The organism is Citrobacter sp. CK191, assembly GCF_030333435.1.
In the GTDB taxonomy this organism is placed as follows: domain Bacteria; phylum Pseudomonadota; class Gammaproteobacteria; order Enterobacterales; family Enterobacteriaceae; genus Citrobacter_B; species Citrobacter_B koseri.
Genome location: NZ_JAOWFX010000034.1, coordinates 424,170 through 444,092, shown reverse-complemented (window position 1 = coordinate 444,092; position 19,923 = coordinate 424,170). Strand labels below are relative to the sequence as shown.

Sequence of the window (19,923 nt, the reverse complement as noted above, 5' to 3'; positions counted from 1 at the left end):
AGATGCCGGATGGCGCTACGCTTATCCGGCACTTCAGGCTTAACCCTGCTCGCCCATCATCTCTTTCACTAACTCCACGCAGCGCAAAAATCGACCATCGTAATCGGCCTCTTCTACGTGGACGAAATTGATGTTGTTCTCCCGCAGCATATCCACCAGCAGATTCTGGAACTCTTTACGATCCACCGAACTGCCCAGACTCCGTAACCCATCCGCGACCCAGGGCGTATTGTTCTCCAGCAGGATCACCAGATCAAAGCGGTATTCATCGATCAACGCCTGTACAAACGGATGCTCGCGCCCTTCGTATTTTTTACAAAAGGCCTGCGTGGTAACGAAATCGGTATCGATAAAGGCCACTTTATTGGCGTATTTCACCGCAAAATCAATATATTGTGCATGGCCCAGCGCGATCTTATCGTAATCAGAATACTGTAACGCCATCTCGTCACCGCCCAGATGCGAGAAGACATAGTCGCGCCCGTACTCCCACGCGCTGGTGGTATTAAAAATATTGGCGAGCTTGTTCACCAGCGTGGATTTCCCGCTCGACTCCCCGCCTAATATCGCCACGGTGCGCACGAAAAAGGGCTTCACTTCCGTCGGAATGTATTCCCAGTAGCGGAACGGGTTTTCACGGATCTGCGCCCCGCTGATACTCATAAAGGTTCGTTTCGGATCGACCAGCACCGTTTCAATAGCCAGGTGTTCGAGATACTGCGGCGCATCGGCTTCCTCGGACGTGTAGATCCAGTTGGGCTGAATCCCCTTCTCTTCCATAAAGGCTTTGATGCCGTTGCTCCACACATCCCAGCCGTGCGGGTACGGCTCCATCCCTTCCTCATTGAAGGCATGAATACGAATATTCTTCTGATATTTAAAGGTCTGTAGTAGCCAACGCAGACGATCCGACACGGTAGGCTGTTGCGACATGGCGCTGTCTTCAAACAGTTCACGGTCGCGGGTATCGTCATAACCCATAATGATATGCAGTTCATCCACCTGGCTACAGGCGCGCTGAATCAAATAGATATGCCCGGTATGCAGGGGGTAGAACTTGCCAAACACCACGCCGATGTTTTTCCGCTGCCGGGGAAACTCCAGCCCCAAAAAACGATGCAGCGCCTCCAGCTTTTGCGCACTGGGGCTTTTAATCTTCGCGTTCAGAAGTTGGCTCAAATACCCTTTGGTCATGCCGCTGGCATCCGCCACCTGTTGCAGGGTACACCCCTTTTGCTTGATCGCGGTTTTGAGATAGTCGAACGATGACACAAGAGCCTCCTGCTAAAAAACGCGTAACAATGCCTGATGGCGCTTCGCTTATCAGGCCTACAACATCAATCCGTAGGCCGGATAAGACGCACTGCGTCGCTATCCGGCAAATTATACAACATCAGTGCATACAGATGATTATAAGTCGTCAAACACACTTAACGCATCCGCAAGCTTTTTAACGCCAAAAACCTGCATCCCTTCCGGCGGCTTTTTCGGCACGTTGGCAGCCGGTACGATAGCGCGGCGGAAACCGTGTTTAGCCGCTTCAGAAATACGTTCCTGACCGCTGGGCACCGGGCGAATTTCCCCTGCCAGCCCCACTTCGCCAAACACCACCAGATCCTGCGGCAGCGGCCTGTCACGCAGGCTGGAGACCATCGCCAGCAATAGCGCGAGATCCGCGCTGGTCTCCGTGACCTTCACGCCGCCCACGACATTGACGAATACATCCTGATCGGCCATCTGCAATCCGCCATGACGGTGCAGCACCGCCAGCAGGATCGCCAGACGGTTTTGTTCCAGACCGACCGCCACGCGACGCGGATTCGCCATCATCGAGTGATCGACCAGCGCCTGAATCTCTACCAGCAGCGGGCGCGTCCCTTCCCACACCACCATGACCGAACTGCCGGAAGTCACCTCATCGCCACGGCTTAAGAAAATTGCGGACGGGTTGCTGACTTCACGCAGCCCCTGCTCCGTCATCGCAAAAACGCCCAGCTCGTTTACCGCGCCAAAACGGTTTTTATGGCTACGCAGCGTGCGAAAACGGGAGTCAGCGTCGCCATCCAATAGCACCGAGCAGTCAATGCAGTGCTCCAGCACCTTCGGGCCTGCCAGCGAGCCGTCTTTGGTTACATGACCAACCATCACGATAGCCACGCCGCGCGTTTTGGCAAAGCGCGTCAGGTAAGCGGCCGTCTCACGCACCTGGGCCACGCTGCCCGGCGAGGACTGGATATCCGCCATATGCATCACCTGGATGGAGTCGATCACCATCAGCTTCGGTTGTTCTTCTTCCGCAATCAGGCAGATCTGTTCAATACTGGTTTCTGACAGCATATTCATGTTAGCCGTCGGCAATCCCAGCCGATGCGCGCGCATCGCTACCTGTTGCAGGGATTCTTCGCCCGTGACGTACAGGGTTTTCATCTGCTCGGCCAGTTTGCAAAGCGTTTGCAGCAGCAGCGTAGATTTCCCCGCACCGGGGTTGCCGCCGATCAGGATGGCGCTGCCGGGCACGACACCGCCGCCCAGCACACGGTCGAACTCTTTAAACCCGGTGGAAAAACGCGGCAGCTCCTCAAGGCTGATGTCAGACAATTTCTGCACCTTTGCCACGCCTGCGTTACCGGCATAGCCGCTGAGTCGCTCATTACGCGCCACCGTTGGCGACGCGGCAAGACGCACCTCGGTGATGGTGTTCCAGGCATGACAGGCGCTGCATTGCCCCTGCCAGCGCGGATAATCGGCCCCGCATTCATTACAAACAAAGGCGCGTTTTGGAGCTTTTGCCACGGTTTACCTCTTTATTTCATGCAGTTGCCGGATGGCGCTGGCGCTTATCCGGCCTACAGTCACTTTCCCGTAGGCCCTGCGCCATCGGGCAATTCAATCATTTTTGATTCATACTGCCGGAGAGAATGCAGAACACCCCCATCAGGTCAGCGTGACGAATCGTGATTTCCGTCTTTTCATTCACTTTCGGTTTGGCGTGGTACGCAATCCCCAGCCCGGCCGCTTTAATCATCGGCAGATCGTTAGCGCCATCGCCAATCGCCACCGTCTGCGCCACGGGAATTTCATACTCCTGCGCCAGGCGGGTCAGCGTGTTAGCTTTGTACTGGGCATCGACGATATCGCCAATGACATTGCCGGTAAATTTCCCGTCGATGATCTCCAGCTCGTTCGCCACCACCGTGGTTAAACGCAGCTTTTCACGCAGGTATTCCGCAAAAAAGGTAAACCCGCCGGAGGCGATCGCCACTTTCCAGCCGAGCGTTTCCAGCTTCAGCACCAGTTGCGTCAGACCCGGCATCAACGGCAAATTCTCGCGCACCTGGCGCAGAATATCGGCATCCGCGCCTTTCAGCGTCGCCACACGGCTGCGTAAGCTGGCGGTAAAATCCAGTTCGCCGCGCATCGCGCGTTCCGTGACTTCCGCAACCATTTCGCCCGTCCCGGCCAGCTTCGCGATTTCATCGATGCATTCGATCTGAATCGCCGTCGAATCCATATCCATAACCAGCAGGCCTGGCGTACGCAGATGCGGAATTTTGCCCAGCGGCGCGACGTCCAGCCCGGCGCCGTGCGCCAGCTTCGTCGCACGCGGCGTTAAGGAACCCGCCAGACGAATCACCTGATAATCTTCAACGCACCAGGCCGCCACGATCACCATCGCCGCGCCCAGCTTGCTCTGGTACTGCGTTAAGCGCTGCTTATCCAACCCGCGACCGTACAGCAGCCAGCCGCTACGGCCTGCGTGGTAATCCAGTGGCATCACCTCGTCACCACTTAATGAAAGGGGTAAACCAGGCCACAAAGAAACATCTTCAGGCAGATCGCACCAGGTAATGTTAGGCATTAAAGCTCCTGTAAAATCGTTCGGGTCGGGAATCATCCTGGGGAAAATAACGCATGAGGCTACCCTGTAACCATCGCTTCTGGCAACATTAAGCCTCAAATTTTCAGCAGGTGGAATATGGCTCGCGCAAAACTGAAATTCCGGCTTCATCGTGCAGTGATTGTATTGTTCTGTCTCGCACTGCTCGTCGGGCTGATGCAGGGGGCGTCCTGGTTCAGTCAAAACCATCAACGGCAGCGCAATCCGCAGCTCGAAGAACTGGCCCGCACGCTGGCGCGCCAGGTGACCTTAAATATCGCGCCGCTGATGCGCACCGAAACGCCGGATGAGAAGCGGATCGCCGTCGTACTCCGCCAGCTAACGGAAGAGAGCCGCATTCTGGATGCCGGCGTCTACGACGAGCAAGGCGATCTCATTACGCGCGCAGGCGAAAGCGTCAATGTGCGCGACAGGCTGGCGCTGGACGGTAAAAAAGCGGGCGGCTATTTTAATCAGCAGATTGTCGAACCTATTCAGGGTAAAAATGGCCCGCTGGGCTACCTGCGCCTGACGCTGGATACGCATACGCTGGCGACCGAAGCGAAACAGGTCGATAACACCACCAACATTTTACGCCTGATGCTGCTTCTGTCACTGGCAATTGGCGTGGTGCTCACGCGCACCTTGCTACAGGGCAAACGCACGCGCTGGCAGCAATCGCCTTTCCTGCTCACCGCCAGTAAATCCGTACCGGAAGAGGAAGAGAGCGAGAAGAAAGAACCATAGGATAGCCGCCGCTTTGTCGTTAATATAGTTGAGACCACGAAAAGGAATGCTGCCATGACGACATTACGTCTGCTTATCTCTGACTCTTACGATCCCTGGTTCAACCTGGCGGTTGAAGAATGTATTTTTCGCCAGATGCCCGCGACACAGCGCGTTTTGTTCCTGTGGCGCAACGCTGATACGGTCGTCATCGGGCGGGCGCAAAACCCGTGGAAAGAGTGCAACACCCGGCGCATGGAAGAAGACAATGTCCGGCTGGCGCGTCGCAGCAGCGGCGGCGGCGCGGTGTTCCACGATCTCGGCAATACCTGTTTTACATTTATGGCCGGGAAGCCGGAGTACGACAAAACGATCTCCACCGCGATAGTGCTCAATGCGCTGAACGCGCTGGGCGTTAGCGCAGAGGCTTCCGGTCGTAACGATCTGGTGGTGAAAACGCCGGAAGGCGACCGCAAGGTTTCCGGCTCCGCCTATCGGGAAACCAAAGATCGCGGCTTCCACCACGGCACATTGCTGTTGAATGCCGATCTCAGCCGTCTGGCGAACTACCTCAATCCTGATAAGAAAAAATTACAGGCCAAAGGGATCGCTTCCGTACGCGGGCGCGTCGCCAATCTGGTCGAACTGCTGCCTGGCATTACCCATGAACACATCTGCGACGCCATTACCGAGGCGTTCTTCAGCCACTACGGCGAACGCGTGGAAGCCGAAATAATCTCTCCAGATAAAACGCCGGATCTGCCCAATTTTGCCGAAACATTCGCTCGCCAGAGCAGTTGGGAATGGAACTTCGGCCAGGCGCCAGCCTTTACGCATCTTCTGGACGAACGCTTTATCTGGGGCGGCGTTGAACTGCACTTCGACGTTGAAAAAGGGCACATCACGCGCACTCAGGTTTTTACCGACAGCCTTAACCCTGCGCCGCTGGAAGCGCTGGCAGGCCGTTTACAGGGGTGTCTGTACCGTGCGGATATGCTGCAACAGGAGTGTGATGCGCTGTTAGTCGATTTTCCAGAGCAGGAAAAAGAGCTACGGGAATTGTCGGCGTGGATTGCGCGGGCGGTGCGTTAACCCTCTCCAGGACGTGCCCGTTTCCCCTTAACAAGGGCGGCACGTTATTTTCTCAATAACCATCAGCAATACATTAAAAGCCTGCCGATTAACGCTCAGGCTGGCATATTATTTATCAATAATATTCACCGCGTGAATATATAAACATACACTCTCGCCACATTCCAACCGCATACAAAATAGCAGCAACTCTAAAACAAAAAATAACAAAGATCACCAGAAATCAATTTTAAATAAAACTAAAACCACTGTCTGCTGTGTCCAGATAATATATTATTTCTGAAATATAACTCTATCCCAACCATATTCCATAGCTATCTGGTTGATATAAAACGTATTCAGAAGGCAAGTAACATGCCTTTTCGTACCATCACACAATTCAAGTTAAGGATCAACAAATGAAAAAAGCACTTCTTGCCACCGCAATCGCGGCACTGACCATGTCTAACGCATGGGCGGCCGATGGCTCCACTACTGAACTGCGCGTAACGGGGAAACTGCTGGTCGGTGGCTGTACCGCGACTGTCAACGGCGGCAACGCACTTGATTTCGGCTCGCATCTGATCAGCGACCTTAGCTCAACGGCCGTCAACGATATCGCCACGAAAGACACCGATCTGGTCATCGAGTGCCCCAGCGCCACAAAAGTAGGCTGGACGCTGACCGATAACAAAGCGGATAGCAACGCAGAGATCTGGATAACCGGCATCATTAAAGGTAAAGGAGTCTCATTCGGCGTAGGTAAAACAGCAGGCAATGTCAACATTGGCGCCTATGCCGTATCCATCGATTCTGCCAAGGCAGCAAACGCGCAAGCCGTCAATGGCGAAGACACCTTTGACGTTGACTATATTATAGGCGCCGCCGCAAGTATGGGTTCGTGGGCTAAGGCGACAACGGCAACTTCTTTTCGGAACCAGGAAGGGACGCAGGATATCATCACCGTCGGCGCCAAAGGCACGCTGGAACCAACAGCCTATAGCAATGCAACTTATCCGCTTAAGGTTTCTCTGGCTGTAGATAATACCACCAAACTGGCCATTAGCGATGATACCGATATTTCAGGTTCCGCCACCATTACCCTGAGATATATCTAATCACATCGTTATTAATCATATCTGTACAACAACTCCCTACATGGATGGGTGGGGAGTTTTTCCAATAGAAGGAATTACAATAATGTCTGACAAATCTTGTACCGTTAAAGCGTATATATTTGCCGCCACGCTTCTCTGTTTACCTTTATCTCAGGCTTATGCGGCAGGAATGGTTCCCGCCTCCACGCTACTGGTTATTGAAGAAAGCCATAATGGCGGAACGATAAATGTCAAAAACAGCGATACGGTTCCGATGTTGCTGTACACCACAATAGAAGATGTAAAAGATGACAGTGGCATCACCGTCAACGTCACCCAGCCCGTCGTACGCGTGGAACCCGGTCAGGAACAGCAGGTCCGCTTTATTATGGAAAGTAGCGCCCCGCTAACCAAAGAGCACTATAAACGCGTCACCTTTGAAGGCATCCCGCCATCAGGCGTGTCTAAAGGCGCAATGAAAGTTAACTTCAATCTGCGTCAGGATCTGCCGGTATTAATTCGCCCCAAAAATTTACCGGTCGTCACCGATGCGTGGAAGCTGCTGAAATGGTCCGGCTCCGGGCAGCATATTAAAGTCAGCAACCCTTCCGCCTATGTGGTGCGCCTGGCGCAACAGGTGATTTTTTTACCTTCGCAAACGGCCGGGGAAATTGCAAAAACCTATATTTTACCCGGAGAAGTTCTGGATGTAACCGTCAAGAAATCCATCATTTCCGATCAATCTGTACGCTTCTTCCCAGCCAGCCGCTACGGCATCGACATACCCAATTTCACTGCGCCGTTAACACCATAATCAATAAAAAACGGGGACAAAGTAAGTGTATATGAAAGGAATCAACCTGCTGTCTCGCCATATTCAGATCGCGTTATATTCATGTACGTTATTAACCTCAACGGCGTTAGCCCGTGAGGTAACGTTCAGTACCGATATACTCAATACGCGGGGCATCAGTAAAAATATCGCAAATTACTTCGCAGAAGAGCCGCGTTTTTTGCCCGGTGTACATAGCGTTCTAATCAACGTAAACGGGTCAGAAAAAGGTTCGCTGGGCGCCAAATTTGACGAACAAGGGCAACTCTGCGTAGATGACGATTTTCTGACAGCGATCGGGCTACGTCCTCTGGGGATTTCCCTGCAAGAACACTGTCATGACCTGCAAAAAGATTATCCCTCCGCCGTCATAAAGTCCCTTCCCGGTAAGGAGATGCTGGAGTTAACTGTCCCGCCCGACGCACTGGAAAATAGCGCGTCCCGGGAGAAAAACTATAGCCACGGCGGCAGCGCCGGGCTGCTCAACTACAGCCTGTTTTCCACGCGAAATGAATACAACGGTGGCGACAGCCATAACTACACGCAGGGCGATCTCGAAGCGGGCGCCAATCTGGCCAACTGGGCATTGCGCAGCCGCTATTTTCTGCTGGACTCTGACGGCGATCGCAGCGCTAAAAATTTATTCACTTATGGCGAACACGTTTTTGAAGCGCAACAGATGCGTGTCCAGGTTGGGCAGATCAGCTCCAGATCGGCGCTGTTTTCTGGAACATCCCTCAGCGGCATTCAGTTACTCCCCGAGTCCAGCATGACCTCTGATAATTCAGGCGTCACCGTGACGGGGATTGCCCGCACGAACCAGGCGCGAGTAGAAGTCCGCCAGGCGGGGCAGCTTGTTTATTCCACGCTGGTAAACGCGGGGGCATTCAGGCTGGACAATGTCCCCATCCTGTTAAATAACGCCGATCTTCAGGTCAGCATCGTCGAAACCGACAACGTCACAACCAGTTTCATCGTACCTGCCTCCTCAATCAACCTGAACGGCCTTCCGCGACCACAAGGGCTTATGATGTCAGTAGGCCAGGTGCGCAACGTCGACAGCGATTACAGCGCCCCCTGGGTATATAACATTTCAGACGGCTGGCGCCTTACCCCACAAACAAGTTTACTGGCGGTAGGGGTTCTTGCCGAGGATTATCAGGCAAGCGGTGCAATGCTGGAGTGGAGTTCAAACGAGAAATGGCAAGTATTTGCCAGTCTGCTGGGCAGCCGCGAATCCTTCGGTGATACGCGCAGCGGTATAAAGGCGGAAATTCAAAACCAGCTGACGCTTCCCGGCCATGTCTCTGTTGGGGTCAGCACCGCACGTTATTCTGACGACTATCGTGAGTTGTCCGAGGCGATGGACGACGACAGCGCAAGCTATCAAAGCAGCTATAGCGCCAATGTGAACTGGAGCGGCAGAACAGCAGGAAGCTTCTCGTTAGCCTATAGCTATAATCAGGCCACGGATGATTATGAAGACTCCAGTTACGTGAGTCTTTCATGGGGAAAAACATTTAAATACGCGTCAATAAACGTGAACTGGCAGCACTCTGTTAGCAACGATAACGATAATGACGACATCAACGATGACAACTATGACGATGATGTGTTTTACATCAACCTCAACATTCCTTTCCAGTCGCAGTCGATTAACGCATATATGCGTAATCAGGGCGACCGAACGACATATGGCTTACGCAGCAGTGGCCCTCTCAGCGACAATACCAGCTATTCCGTTTCGGCGGATCGCGATATCGGAAACGATCTCAACACCCTCAACGGCAACATCAACAGCAACCTGCACTACACGCAGATGAGCGTTGGCGCAACAACCAACAATGACGATCAGCGTACCTACAGCGCAATGCTGTCGGGCGGCATTGCCCTGCATCGCCAGGGGGTAACCTTCTCCCCCTATACCATTAAAGATACCTTTGGTATTGCCCACCTGAGCGAACCGGAAAGCGGCATCGAAATCGCAACGCCGCAAGGCCCGGTCTGGACAGATTTCTGGGGGCAGGCCGTGGTGCCTGGACTGACGGAGTGGCGTAAGTCACGTATTGAGGTGAATGCAAATACGCTGCCCAAAAATATGGATCTGGCTAATGGAACAAAGCTACTGGTGCCCGCTCATGCCACCGTCAGCGACCTGGATTTTAACGTGCTAAACACCCGTCGCGTCATGCTGAAGATAAAACAGCAGGATGGCTCCTGGCTTCCTAAAGGCACGTCTGTTGTTGATGAAAAAGGAAACTACCTGGTCAGCGCAGTGGACAGCGGCCGCGTCTTTATTAGCAATATTGACGAAACGCCAACGCTCTATAGCGTTGATGACAATATGAACCGTATCTGCAAAATCACTTACACATTAAGCAATGTGCAGAATAAAGAGGCGTTTTACGAAACGGCGGAGGGTATTTGCCAATGAAGTCATACGGAAAGTGGATCATTGCATTATGTACGTTAGCAGCGCTGGGATCACGCATGGCATGGGCAGACGAGAACTGCCAGGTATCGCTCTCTCGCGCTACCGTGGCCTTTCCCCCGATGCAGCGAAATGACAACGTCGGCTCACAGCAAAACTGGTTTAAAATGCCCTCGCGCGATATCAATGTCAGCATCTATTGCCCGCAACCACAGGTGATGGCGCTATTTGTACATGGCGCCGCAGGCCCACAAGGGCGATTTCTTTTCGGTAACGGCGGGGGGCTGGCGTTGAAAGCCAGCCAAATGATACTGGATGGTCGCAGCTATATGATCGGGAAAACAACCGATCGCAATGAGTTCATTCCCGCAGACGGCCATGCCGATACACAGCTGCTGCACAATAACGAAGCCATTATCGCTATCGAGAACAATGAAGCCGCGCGCGGGCAGCAGTTGAACTTTACGTTAACGCTAACGCCAGTGCTGAACGAAAAGCAGTTCCGTAACGTCAGCGACAATACTGAGATGGAGAGTAATTTAAGCTGGGAGTTGCTAACGCATTAATCGCCAAAGGGCGGTAAATAAACAGGCAGGGAAAAGGGGCAAACTGCCCCTTCAGAGTGCTGACAAAGGATTGTGCAGCATTTATGTCGGGTGGCGGTCAGGCCTTACCCGACCTACAAATCACGTAAAATATTTTGTAGGCCTGATAAGCGAAGCGCCATCAGGCGTAAGGGGCAAACTGCCCCCTTCTTTTTTACGCTTTATCGCCCAGCAGAACAGATTCCAGCGCGATTTTGATCATGTCGTTGAAGGTCGTCTGACGTTCAGCGGCAGTGGTCTGCTCGTGAGTACGGATATGGTCAGACACGGTGCAGATGGTCAGCGCTTTCGCACCAAACTCAGCCGCTACGCCGTAGATACCCGCCGCTTCCATTTCCACGCCCAGGATGCCGTATTTTTCCATCACGTCGAACATTTCGCCGTCAGGAGAATAGAACAGATCGGCGGAGAACAGGTTGCCCACGCGTGCGTCAACTCCCAGCGCTTTCGCCGCGTCTACCGCGTTGCGCACCATGTCAAAGTCAGCGATCGCCGCAAAATCATGATCCTTGAAGCGGATACGGTTAACTTTGGAATCGGTGCAGGCACCCATACCAATCACCACATCGCGCAGTTTCACATCGTTGCGTACCGCACCGCAGGAACCGACACGAATGATTTTCTTCACGCCGAAATCGGTGATCAGCTCTTTGGTATAGATGGAGCAGGACGGGATACCCATACCGTGACCCATGACTGAGATCTTACGGCCTTTGTACGTCCCGGTGAAACCTAACATGCCGCGAACGTTGTTCACTTCACGCACGTCTTCAAGGAAAGTTTCAGCAATGTGCTTCGCACGCAGCGGGTCGCCCGGCATCAAAACGACGTCAGCGAAATCACCCATTTCTGCGTTAATATGTGGAGTTGCCATCTTTTATCCTTATCTCGTTGTTATTGCCTGATGGCGGCTACGCCTTATCAGGCCTACAAAACCGTAGGCCCGGTAAGCTTGCGCCACCGGGCAATTGCATCACAGCATGTTTTTGCCGTAGTCCATCGGCGACGTACCGAAGTACGTTGCCAGCGTCTGACCGATATCCGCGAAGGTTTCACGGTGACCGAGCGAGCCCGCTTTCACTTTCGGGCCATAAATCAGCACCGGAATGTGCTCGCGAGTATGGTCCGTACCGGTCCAGGTCGGGTCGCAACCGTGGTCGGCGGTCAGGATCAGAATGTCATCTTCACCGACCAGTTCCATCAGTTCCGGCAGACGACGGTCAAACAGCTCCAGACCCGCAGCATAGCCCGCTACGTCGCGGCGATGCCCCCAGGATGAGTCGAAATCAACAAAGTTGGTAAAGACGATCGTCTCGTCGCCCGCTTCTTTCATCTCTTTAAGGGTGGCGTCGAACAGCGCGTCCAGGCCGGTGGCTTTCACTTTTTTGGTGATGCCGCAGTTGGCGTAGATATCCGCAATCTTACCGACGGAAACCACATGCCCTTTTTTCTCGTCGACCAGTTTCTGCAAGATGGTCGGCGCTGGCGGTTCAACGGCCAGATCGTGACGGTTGCCGGTACGCTGGAAGTTACCGGCCTTATCGCCGATAAACGGACGCGCGATAACGCGGCCAATGTTGTAGCCGCCTTCGGTCAGCTCTTCACGGGCGATTTCGCACAGCTCGTACAGTTTATCCAGCCCAAAGGTCTCTTCATGGCAGGCGATCTGGAATACGGAGTCAGCGGAGGTATAGAAAATCGGTTTACCGGTTTTCATATGCTCTTCGCCCAATTGATCCAGAATGACCGTACCGGAAGAGTGACAGTTACCGAGATAACCCGGCAGGTTGGCACGTTTTACCAGCTTATCCAGCAGTTCCTGCGGGAAGCTGTTTTCGTGGTCGCTGAAGTAGCCCCAGTCAAACAGAACCGGAACACCCGCGATTTCCCAGTGGCCAGACGGGGTATCTTTACCGGAAGAGAGCTCGTGCGCCCACGCGTACGCGCCAATCACTTCCGCATTGCCGTCCATACCCGCAGCAATTTTACCGGTAGAACCTTCATGCGCTTTCACCAGACCCAGGCGGGTCAGGTTAGGCAAATTCAGTGGGCCTTTACGGCCATTGTCGGCCTCGCCCCTGGCGCAGGCTTCTGCAATATGGCCCAGGGTATCTGAACCTACGTCGCCAAAGCGATCCGCATCTTCAGTTGCACCAATACCAAAGGAGTCCAGCACCATAATAAATGCACGTTTCATCTTGTTCTCCATACATCTTGCGCTGCAAAAAAGCGATCAGATCAGTATACAGCTATTCGGTAATACGACGATAGACTGTCGATGTAATTTCAGGCGCTTTGTCGTCAAGGCTGATTGCCGCTTTGACGGCTTTCGCCGCTTCCTGCCAGCTGGCTTCGTCTTTGGCGTGGATAACAGCCAACGGACGCTGCCCGTCAACGCTGTCGCCCAGACGCGCCATGTCGGTAAAGCCGACGCTGTAATCAATGGTGTCCGACGCCTGGCGACGACCGCCGCCCATTGAGACCACCGCCATGCCCAACGCGCGAGTGTCCATCGCGGATACAAAACCTTCAGTATCGGCATAGACAGCTTTGCTGAGCATCGCCGTCGGCAGGTATTTCGCGTAGTTTTCCACGAAATCGCTCGGCCCTTTCTGTGCCGCTACCATGCGACCAAAGATTTCCGCCGCTTTGCCGTTATCCAGCACCGCCTGTAGTTTCACTCGCGCATCAGCGTCATCTTTCGCCAGCTTGCCGGAGATCAGCATCTCCACGCACAGCGCCATCGTGACGTCGAACAGACGCGGGTTGCGGTATTCACCTGTCAGGAACTGCACCGCTTCGCGCACTTCGACGGCGTTACCGGCGCTGGAGGCCAGCACCTGGTTCATGTCGGTGAGCAGCGCAGTTGTGCGCACGCCTGCACCGTTGGAAACGCCAACGATGGCTTCAGCCAGCGCCGCAGAAAGTTCATAGGTTGGCATAAAGGCGCCGCTGCCTACTTTCACGTCCATCACCAGCGCATCCAGCCCTTCCGCCAGTTTTTTCGCGAGGATTGAAGCGGTGATCAACGGGATGGAGTCCACCGTCGCGGTAATGTCGCGGGTGGCGTAAAAACGTTTATCCGCCGGTGCGAGCGAACTGGTCTGCCCAATAATCGCCACACCCACGTCTTTAATGATTTCGCGGAAACGGTTGTCGTCCGGGAAAATATCAAATCCCGGGATTGCTTCCAGTTTGTCGAGCGTACCGCCGGTATGACCGAGGCCGCGCCCGGAGATCATCGGAATGTAGCCGCCGCAGGCCGCCACCATAGGGCCAAGCATCAGCGAAGTCACATCACCCACGCCGCCGGTGGAGTGTTTGTCAACGATGGGGCCGTTAAGGTTGAGACTCTTCCAGTCCAGAACGGTTCCTGAATCTCGCATCGCCATGGTCAGCGACACACGCTCAGGCATCGACATATCGTGGAAGAAAATGGTCATCGCCAGAGCGGCAATCTGCCCCTCAGAGATGGTGTTATCACGAATACCATTGATAAAGAAGCGGATCTCTTCGTCGCTTAACGGATGACCATCACGTTTTTTACGAATAATTTCTTGTGCGAGAAACACGGTAACCCCCAGGGGAAAAGAGTAGAAGGCCATTGTAGGCCGGGTAAGCAACGCGCCACCCGGCAGTCGTATTGATGCCGGATGGCGGCTGCGCCTTATCCGGCCTACGTCACTACAACTCCGGCAATATAAGGCTTAGTAGCTGCTTGCGCTCTTGCCGTCCCCGTGACCCAGCGCTTTCAGCAGGCTTGCCAGCAGGCTGGATGCGCCGAAACGGTAGTGACGGGAATCCGCCCAGTCAGCGCCAAACAGTTCGTCAGCAATGGCCAGGAACTGCTGTGCATCTTCAGCGGTACGCACGCCGCCAGCCGGTTTGAAACCAACGGTTTTGGAAACACCCATATCGCGGATCACTTCCATCATGATGCGTGCGCTTTCCGGCGTTGCGTTAACCGGAACCTTACCGGTAGAGGTTTTGATAAAATCCGCACCGGCTTTGATGGAAATTTCAGACGCTTTACGGATTAACGCTTCTTCTTTCAGCTCACCGGTTTCAATGATCACTTTCAGCAGCACGTTTGCCGCCGCACAGGCGTCTTTACAGGCTTTCACCAGATCGAAGCCCACCTGCTCGTTACCGGCAATCAGCGCGCGGTACGGGAATACCACGTCAACTTCGTCCGCGCCGTACGCGATGGCTGCGCGGGTTTCTGCCAGCGCGATGTCAATGTCGTCATTACCGTGCGGGAAGTTGGTGACGGTCGCAATGCGGATATCCGGCGTGCCCTGCTCTTTCAGAGTTTTACGCGCAATCGGAATAAAACGCGGGTAGATACAGATAGCGGCAGTATTCCCAACCGGGGTTTTCGCCTGATGACACAGCGCGATCACTTTTTCATTGGTGTCGTCGTCATTCAGGGTGGTCAGGTCCATCAGTTTCAGCGCACGCAGGCTGCTTGCGGTTAAATCAGTCATTACATTCTCCTGGCTCATCGCCGGTATAAAATTTCACCTTGCGAGTTTGTTAGTATTCTAACATCCGCTCGCCATTACACTTCGATATACATCACAGTTAATGAAAACTACGTACAAATTTGCATTACTGTAACGAGATCTACTTCAAATAAATGACCTTTCCCGGCCTCGCGAGTGGGCAACAGGCGCATCCTGATCAAAAGCCATCATCACGCAACTTCCTACAATGGCGCTTAACCTTCGGCACAAAAAGGAAACGAAGATGCCCACTTCATGCGAAACCGCGCTGCAACATCGTTGCCAGCAAATTGTGACCAGTCCGGTGCTCAGCCCCGAACAAAAACGTCATTTTCTGGCGCTGGAAGCTGAGAACGCTTTGCCTTATCCGGCCTTGCCCGCAGAGGCTCGCCAGGCGCTGGACGACGGGGTTATCTGCGATATGTTCGAAGGTCATGCCCCGTTCAAACCTCGTTATGTTTTGCCCGATTACGCCCGTTTTCTGGCTAATGGCTCACAGTGGCTGGAGCTGGAAGGCGCAAAAGATCTGGATGACGCACTATCTTTGCTGACCATCCTCTACCATCACGTTCCTTCCGTAACATCGATGCCGGTCTATCTGGGGCAACTGGATGCGCTGTTGCAGCCGTATGTTAAAATTCTAACACAAGACGAGATCGATATTCGAATAAAACGTTTCTGGCGCTATCTCGACAGAACGCTGCCGGACGCCTTTATGCATGCCAATATTGGCCCGGCCGACACGCCTGTCACCCGCGCTATTTTACGTGCCGATGCTGAGTTAAAGCAGGTTTCACCTAACCTGACGTTTATCTACGATCCCGATATCACGCCGGATGATTTACTGCTTGATGTTGCTAAAAACATTTGTGAATGCAGCAAACCGCATATTTCTAATGGCCCGGTAAATGATAAAATTTTCACAAAAGGTCAATATGGCGTCGTCAGTTGTTACAACTCTCTGCCGCTTGCGGGCGGCGGCAGCACGCTGGTCAGGATCAATCTGAAAGCCGTTGCAGAGCGCAGCACCTCTGTCGATGACTTCTTTACGCGCACGCTACCGCACTACTGCCAGCAGCAAATCGCCATCATTGATGCCCGATGTGACTTCCTCTATGAACAATCACATTTCTTTGAGAATAGCTTCCTGGTGCAGGAAGGGTTGCTTGATCCCGGACGTTTTGTACCGATGTTTGGGATGTATGGCCTGGCCGAAGCGGTAAACCTGCTGTGTGAAAACGCGGGGATGAACGCGCGCTACGGGAAAGACGACGCGGCCAATGCGCTGGGCTATCGCATCAGCGCGCAGTTGGCCGATTTCGTCGCAAACACGCCCGTTAAGCATGGCTGGAAACAGCGGGCGATGCTGCATGCCCAGTCAGGCATCAGCTCCGATATCGGTACGACGCCGGGCGCGCGTTTACCGTACGGCGATGAACCCGATCCCATTACCCACCTGCAAACCGTCGCCCCCCATCATGCGCACTACCATGCCGGGATCAGCGACATCCTGACGCTGGACGAAACCATCAAGCGGAATCCTCAGGCGCTGGTGCAGCTTTGTCTGGGCGCGTTCAAGGCCGGCATGCGGGAATTTACCGCCAACGTCAGCGGCAACGATCTGGTGCGCGTTACCGGGTATATGGTGCGCCTGTCGGATCTGGAAAAATATCGCGCCGAAGGATCGCGAACAAACACCACCTGGCTGGGGGAAGAAGCCGCGCGCAATACGCGCATTCTGGAACGACAAGCACGCGTAATAAGTCATGAACAGCAGATGCGCTTCCTAACGCAAAATCATTCGAGAGGCATCGAGGCAGCAAGCGAATGACCCCCAGGAGCGTACACGTAGTACGTGACTGGGGTGAATAAGTGCAGCCAACAAAGAGGCAGTTCGAAGGATGAAGTGTTTAGTCAGTAAAATCATACCGTTCTCCTGCGTGGACGGCCCCGGCAGTCGTCTGGCCCTGTTCTTACAAGGGTGCAATCTACGCTGTAAGAATTGCCATAATCCGTGGACGATCGGGCGCTGCAACGACTGCGGTGAGTGCGTTCCCCAGTGCCCTCATCAGGCGCTGGGCTTCAGCGCGGGGAAAGTGGTATGGCAGGCTGACGTCTGCAAGCAGTGCGATACCTGTTTGCGGATGTGCCCGCAGCAGGCCACGCCGATGGCGCAGACGATGAGCGTCGATGAAGTGCTGGGCCATATCCGTAAGGCATCGCCATTTATTGAAGGCATCACCGTCAGCGGGGGCGAAGCCACCACCCAGCTACCGTTTATTTGCGCGCTGTTTGCCGCGATCAAGGCCGATCCGCAGCTGTGTACGCTGACGTGTCTGGTCGACAGCAACGGCCTGTTGAGCGAAACCGGCTGGCAGAAACTGCTGCCCGTTTGTGATGGCGCGATGCTCGATCTAAAAGCCTGGGATAGCGCCTGCCATCAGCGTCTTACCGGGCGGGATAACACGCAGATCAAGCACAGCATCAGGATATTGGCGGAGCATGGCAAGCTGGCCGAGCTACGGCTACTGGTGATTCCTGGTCAGGTGGATTACCTGCAACAGATAGCGCCGCTGGCCGCGTTTATCTCCCGTCTGGGCGATATTCCCGTCCGGTTAAACGCTTTCCATGCGCATGGGGTGTATGGCGAAGCAAAAGCGTGGCCGGGCGCAACGCCTGACGACGTGCAACAGCTGGCAAACGCATTATGGGCGCACGGGGTGCATAACCTGATTTTCCCTGCTTTATATTTATGAATCGCCGGATGGCGGCTGCGCCTTATCCGGCCTACAAATGATGTCGACCCGTTGGCCGCCTTATCCGGCCCACAAATGATGTCGGCCCGTAGGCCGGATAAGACGCTTTTGCGTCGCATCCGGCAATCAGAGACGAAATAGCGCCGTCGTATTGCGATACAGCGTTTCGGCTATCACCTCAGAGGGTTCATCGCGTAGCGCGCACAGCTCGCTGAATACCCGTGCCGCCTGTTCCGGGCGGTTTGGCTGCCCCTGAAAACCATTTAGCGGCATATCCGGCGCGTCGGTCTCCAGCAGCAATGCGTCCAGCGGCAGTTGCGCCATCACATCACGCGTTTTACTGGCGCGCGGATAAGTAATCGTGCCGCCAACGCCAATTTTGTAGCCTAACTGAACAAAGCGTTCCGCCTGTTGCAGACTGCCGGAAAAACCGTGTACCACCCCGGTTCGCGCCAGGGCGTGGCGTTTGAGATGCATTGCCAGCTTGTCATGGGTGCGACGCGAGTGAAGGATCACCGGCAGATCGTAGCGTTTCGCCAGTTTAAGCTGCGCCTCCAGGAGCCGTTCTTGCTCATCAAACTGAGGATTATCGCGGTAAAGATCCAGCCCGATCTCCCCTACCGCCACGACTTTCTGCGGGCGTTGATCCAGCGCCTGTTGCAGGCGATCCAGACTGTCATCTGCGTGCTGCTCAATAAACACAGGGTGCAGCCCCAGCGCCGCAAACAGCGACGGGAAGCGTTCCGCCAGCGCCAGCACGCGTGAAAAACAGGCCGCAGCCGTCGCCGGAACAATGATTTTGCCAACCCCCGCATCAGCGGCACGCTGGATGCTGGCCGCTTCATCACCGGTGAAAGGCGGAAAATCAAAATGACAATGCGTGTCGATAAATCGGCAACTCACGCCAGATCCTCATTATTGAAGGTAGTGTCGTTGGCCTGCGCCGCGCCGCTGACCGTTGCTACGTGCATATCGTTGGCCACCGCCGCCGGAGGCACCACCACCGGGCCAGGAATGACAATCTTCGGCGTGTGGCGGGAGAGCGGCGGTTTCTCCGTCAGCAGTTTCCCCACCGTCGCCAGAAAATAGCGCCCGCACAGACGTCCGATTTTGTAATCTTCGCGCAGCGCAGGAAGACGGCTGCCCAACGCCATGCTTTGCAGCGGTTTCGGCGGGTAGATTTCAATGATACGCAGCTTACCCGGCGGCTTCTCAATAAAACGCTGAATGGCGCTATAGCTGGTTTCGTGGTGCTGTACCAGATTCACCAGCGGCTGCAAACTGCTCTCCCCCAGCCAGCGCTCCATGCGCTTAAACCACTGCGGCGTATAGTACATTTGCGAAGGCACCGTGCGGATCACCACAATCGTTTTCGCGCCACGCTTTGCCGCCTCCTGTACCGGGATCGCATCGCTGATCCCGCCGTCCAGATAATTGATGCCATCCAGCGCCACGCCTGTACGGTAGAACCCTGGAATCGCGCTGGTCGCACGAATAATATCGAGCCAGTTTTGCTTCGTTGGCGAGAAATAGTTCGCCGTGTAGTCATCCCCACGACAGGCGCACATATAGAAGGATTTTCCGCTATCGAACAGACGCGCGGCGGTGTCCATCGCCAGCGGCATCTGCCCGGATGTCGCGTCCACCAGCCAGTCGAGATCGATCAGGTTCCCCCCGCGAACAAAACGCACCGGATCGAAGAACTCCCGCTTCGTGGTGTAACGCATAATAACTTTGCGCCCATAGCCGGGCTGGTTACAGAGATAGGCAGAAAGGTTTTGCGCCCCGGCAGAGGTGCCGAGGTAGAGGTCGAACGGATTGAACTTCGCGCGCATAAACTCATCCAGCACGCCAGCGGTAAAGATTCCCCGCTGCCCTCCGCCCTCGCACACCAGAGCCATTCGGCCTGGTCGGAACGCGTTTAATGATAATGGCGCAATATTGCCGAGCGTGACGGGTATTCGCTGCCCCACCTCTGCCTTCCTGTGTTTTATTTTATAGAATGACAAAGTAACGCAAATTC

At 54.4% G+C, this 19,923-nt stretch carries 17 protein-coding genes; 8 read left to right on the top strand and 9 right to left on the bottom strand.

The features are described 5' to 3' along the window. Positions 1-39: 39 nt before the first annotated feature. From nadR to serB, 3 genes are all read right to left on the bottom strand, one after another. A complete protein-coding gene (nadR, locus tag OGV82_RS21825) occupies positions 40-1,272 on the bottom strand; it encodes a multifunctional transcriptional regulator/nicotinamide-nucleotide adenylyltransferase/ribosylnicotinamide kinase NadR (protein WP_012134180.1) in 1,233 nt (410 codons plus the stop codon). 138 nt (positions 1,273-1,410) lie between these two features. Then, positions 1,411-2,793, bottom strand: a complete 1,383-nt coding sequence (gene radA, locus OGV82_RS21820) for a DNA repair protein RadA (protein ID WP_024130728.1) — start codon at positions 2,791-2,793, stop codon at positions 1,411-1,413. A 97-nt stretch (positions 2,794-2,890) separates the two neighbouring features. Then, a complete protein-coding gene (gene serB / locus OGV82_RS21815) occupies positions 2,891-3,859 on the bottom strand; it encodes a phosphoserine phosphatase (RefSeq protein ID WP_047459052.1) in 969 nt (322 codons plus the stop codon). 117 nt (positions 3,860-3,976) lie between these two features. Here serB and OGV82_RS21810 point away from each other — a divergent pair, with 117 nt between their 5' ends. From OGV82_RS21810 to OGV82_RS21785, 6 genes are all read left to right on the top strand, one after another. Beyond that, entirely contained in the window at positions 3,977-4,624 is a 648-nt protein-coding gene (locus OGV82_RS21810) for a YtjB family periplasmic protein (protein WP_012134185.1), read from the top strand. A gap of 54 nt (positions 4,625-4,678) precedes the next feature. Further along, the gene (gene lplA / locus OGV82_RS21805) at positions 4,679-5,695 is read left to right on the top strand and encodes a lipoate--protein ligase (protein WP_047459054.1); all 1,017 of its coding nucleotides are present in this window, start codon (positions 4,679-4,681) and stop codon (positions 5,693-5,695) included. A gap of 398 nt (positions 5,696-6,093) precedes the next feature. After that, positions 6,094-6,792, top strand: coding sequence for a DUF1120 domain-containing protein (locus OGV82_RS21800; protein WP_047459057.1), 699 nt, complete (start codon positions 6,094-6,096; stop codon positions 6,790-6,792). Between the two features lie 82 nt (positions 6,793-6,874). Next, a complete protein-coding gene (locus OGV82_RS21795) occupies positions 6,875-7,585 on the top strand; it encodes a fimbria/pilus chaperone family protein (RefSeq protein ID WP_047459060.1) in 711 nt (236 codons plus the stop codon). Between the two features lie 31 nt (positions 7,586-7,616). Continuing rightward, complete coding sequence (locus tag OGV82_RS21790; protein ID WP_101744254.1) at positions 7,617-10,037, top strand: fimbrial biogenesis outer membrane usher protein; 2,421 nt, start codon at positions 7,617-7,619, stop codon at positions 10,035-10,037. Continuing rightward, positions 10,034-10,600: a DUF1120 domain-containing protein gene (locus OGV82_RS21785; protein WP_047459063.1), complete on the top strand. Its 567-nt coding sequence runs from the start codon at positions 10,034-10,036 to the stop codon at positions 10,598-10,600. The genes OGV82_RS21790 and OGV82_RS21785 overlap by 4 nt, the downstream gene beginning before the upstream one ends. Before the next feature lie 193 nt (positions 10,601-10,793). Here OGV82_RS21785 and deoD read toward each other — a convergent pair whose 3' ends face one another. The 4 genes from deoD to deoC all read right to left on the bottom strand — a co-directional run bounded on the left by deoD (position 10,794) and on the right by deoC (position 15,126). Next, positions 10,794-11,513, bottom strand: coding sequence for a purine-nucleoside phosphorylase (deoD, locus tag OGV82_RS21780; RefSeq protein ID WP_012134191.1), 720 nt, complete (start codon positions 11,511-11,513; stop codon positions 10,794-10,796). A 99-nt stretch (positions 11,514-11,612) separates the two neighbouring features. Next, a complete protein-coding gene (gene deoB, locus OGV82_RS21775; protein ID WP_024130731.1) occupies positions 11,613-12,836 on the bottom strand; it encodes a phosphopentomutase in 1,224 nt (407 codons plus the stop codon). A gap of 52 nt (positions 12,837-12,888) precedes the next feature. Further along, entirely contained in the window at positions 12,889-14,211 is a 1,323-nt protein-coding gene (gene deoA, locus OGV82_RS21770; protein ID WP_047459067.1) for a thymidine phosphorylase, read from the bottom strand. Positions 14,212-14,346: 135 nt separating this feature from the next. Continuing rightward, the gene (deoC, locus tag OGV82_RS21765; RefSeq protein ID WP_024130733.1) at positions 14,347-15,126 is read right to left on the bottom strand and encodes a deoxyribose-phosphate aldolase; all 780 of its coding nucleotides are present in this window, start codon (positions 15,124-15,126) and stop codon (positions 14,347-14,349) included. A 262-nt stretch (positions 15,127-15,388) separates the two neighbouring features. On the opposite strand from deoC, the gene OGV82_RS21760 reads away from it, so the two are divergent. Both OGV82_RS21760 and OGV82_RS21755 read left to right on the top strand, forming a co-directional pair. Beyond that, complete coding sequence (locus OGV82_RS21760) at positions 15,389-16,975, top strand: YjjI family glycine radical enzyme (protein WP_024130734.1); 1,587 nt, start codon at positions 15,389-15,391, stop codon at positions 16,973-16,975. Between the two features lie 70 nt (positions 16,976-17,045). Continuing rightward, on the top strand, positions 17,046-17,900 hold the full coding sequence (locus tag OGV82_RS21755; RefSeq protein ID WP_047459070.1) for a YjjW family glycine radical enzyme activase: 855 nt from the start codon (positions 17,046-17,048) through the stop codon (positions 17,898-17,900). A gap of 126 nt (positions 17,901-18,026) precedes the next feature. On the opposite strand, the gene OGV82_RS21750 is transcribed toward OGV82_RS21755, so the two are convergent. Together OGV82_RS21750 and OGV82_RS21745 are read right to left on the bottom strand one after the other, a co-directional pair. Beyond that, complete coding sequence (locus OGV82_RS21750; RefSeq protein ID WP_047459072.1) at positions 18,027-18,803, bottom strand: metal-dependent hydrolase; 777 nt, start codon at positions 18,801-18,803, stop codon at positions 18,027-18,029. After that, positions 18,800-19,873, bottom strand: coding sequence for a patatin-like phospholipase family protein (locus tag OGV82_RS21745; protein ID WP_047459075.1), 1,074 nt, complete (start codon positions 19,871-19,873; stop codon positions 18,800-18,802). Before OGV82_RS21745 ends, OGV82_RS21750 begins: the two co-directional genes overlap by 4 nt. Positions 19,874-19,923 lie beyond the last annotated feature (50 nt).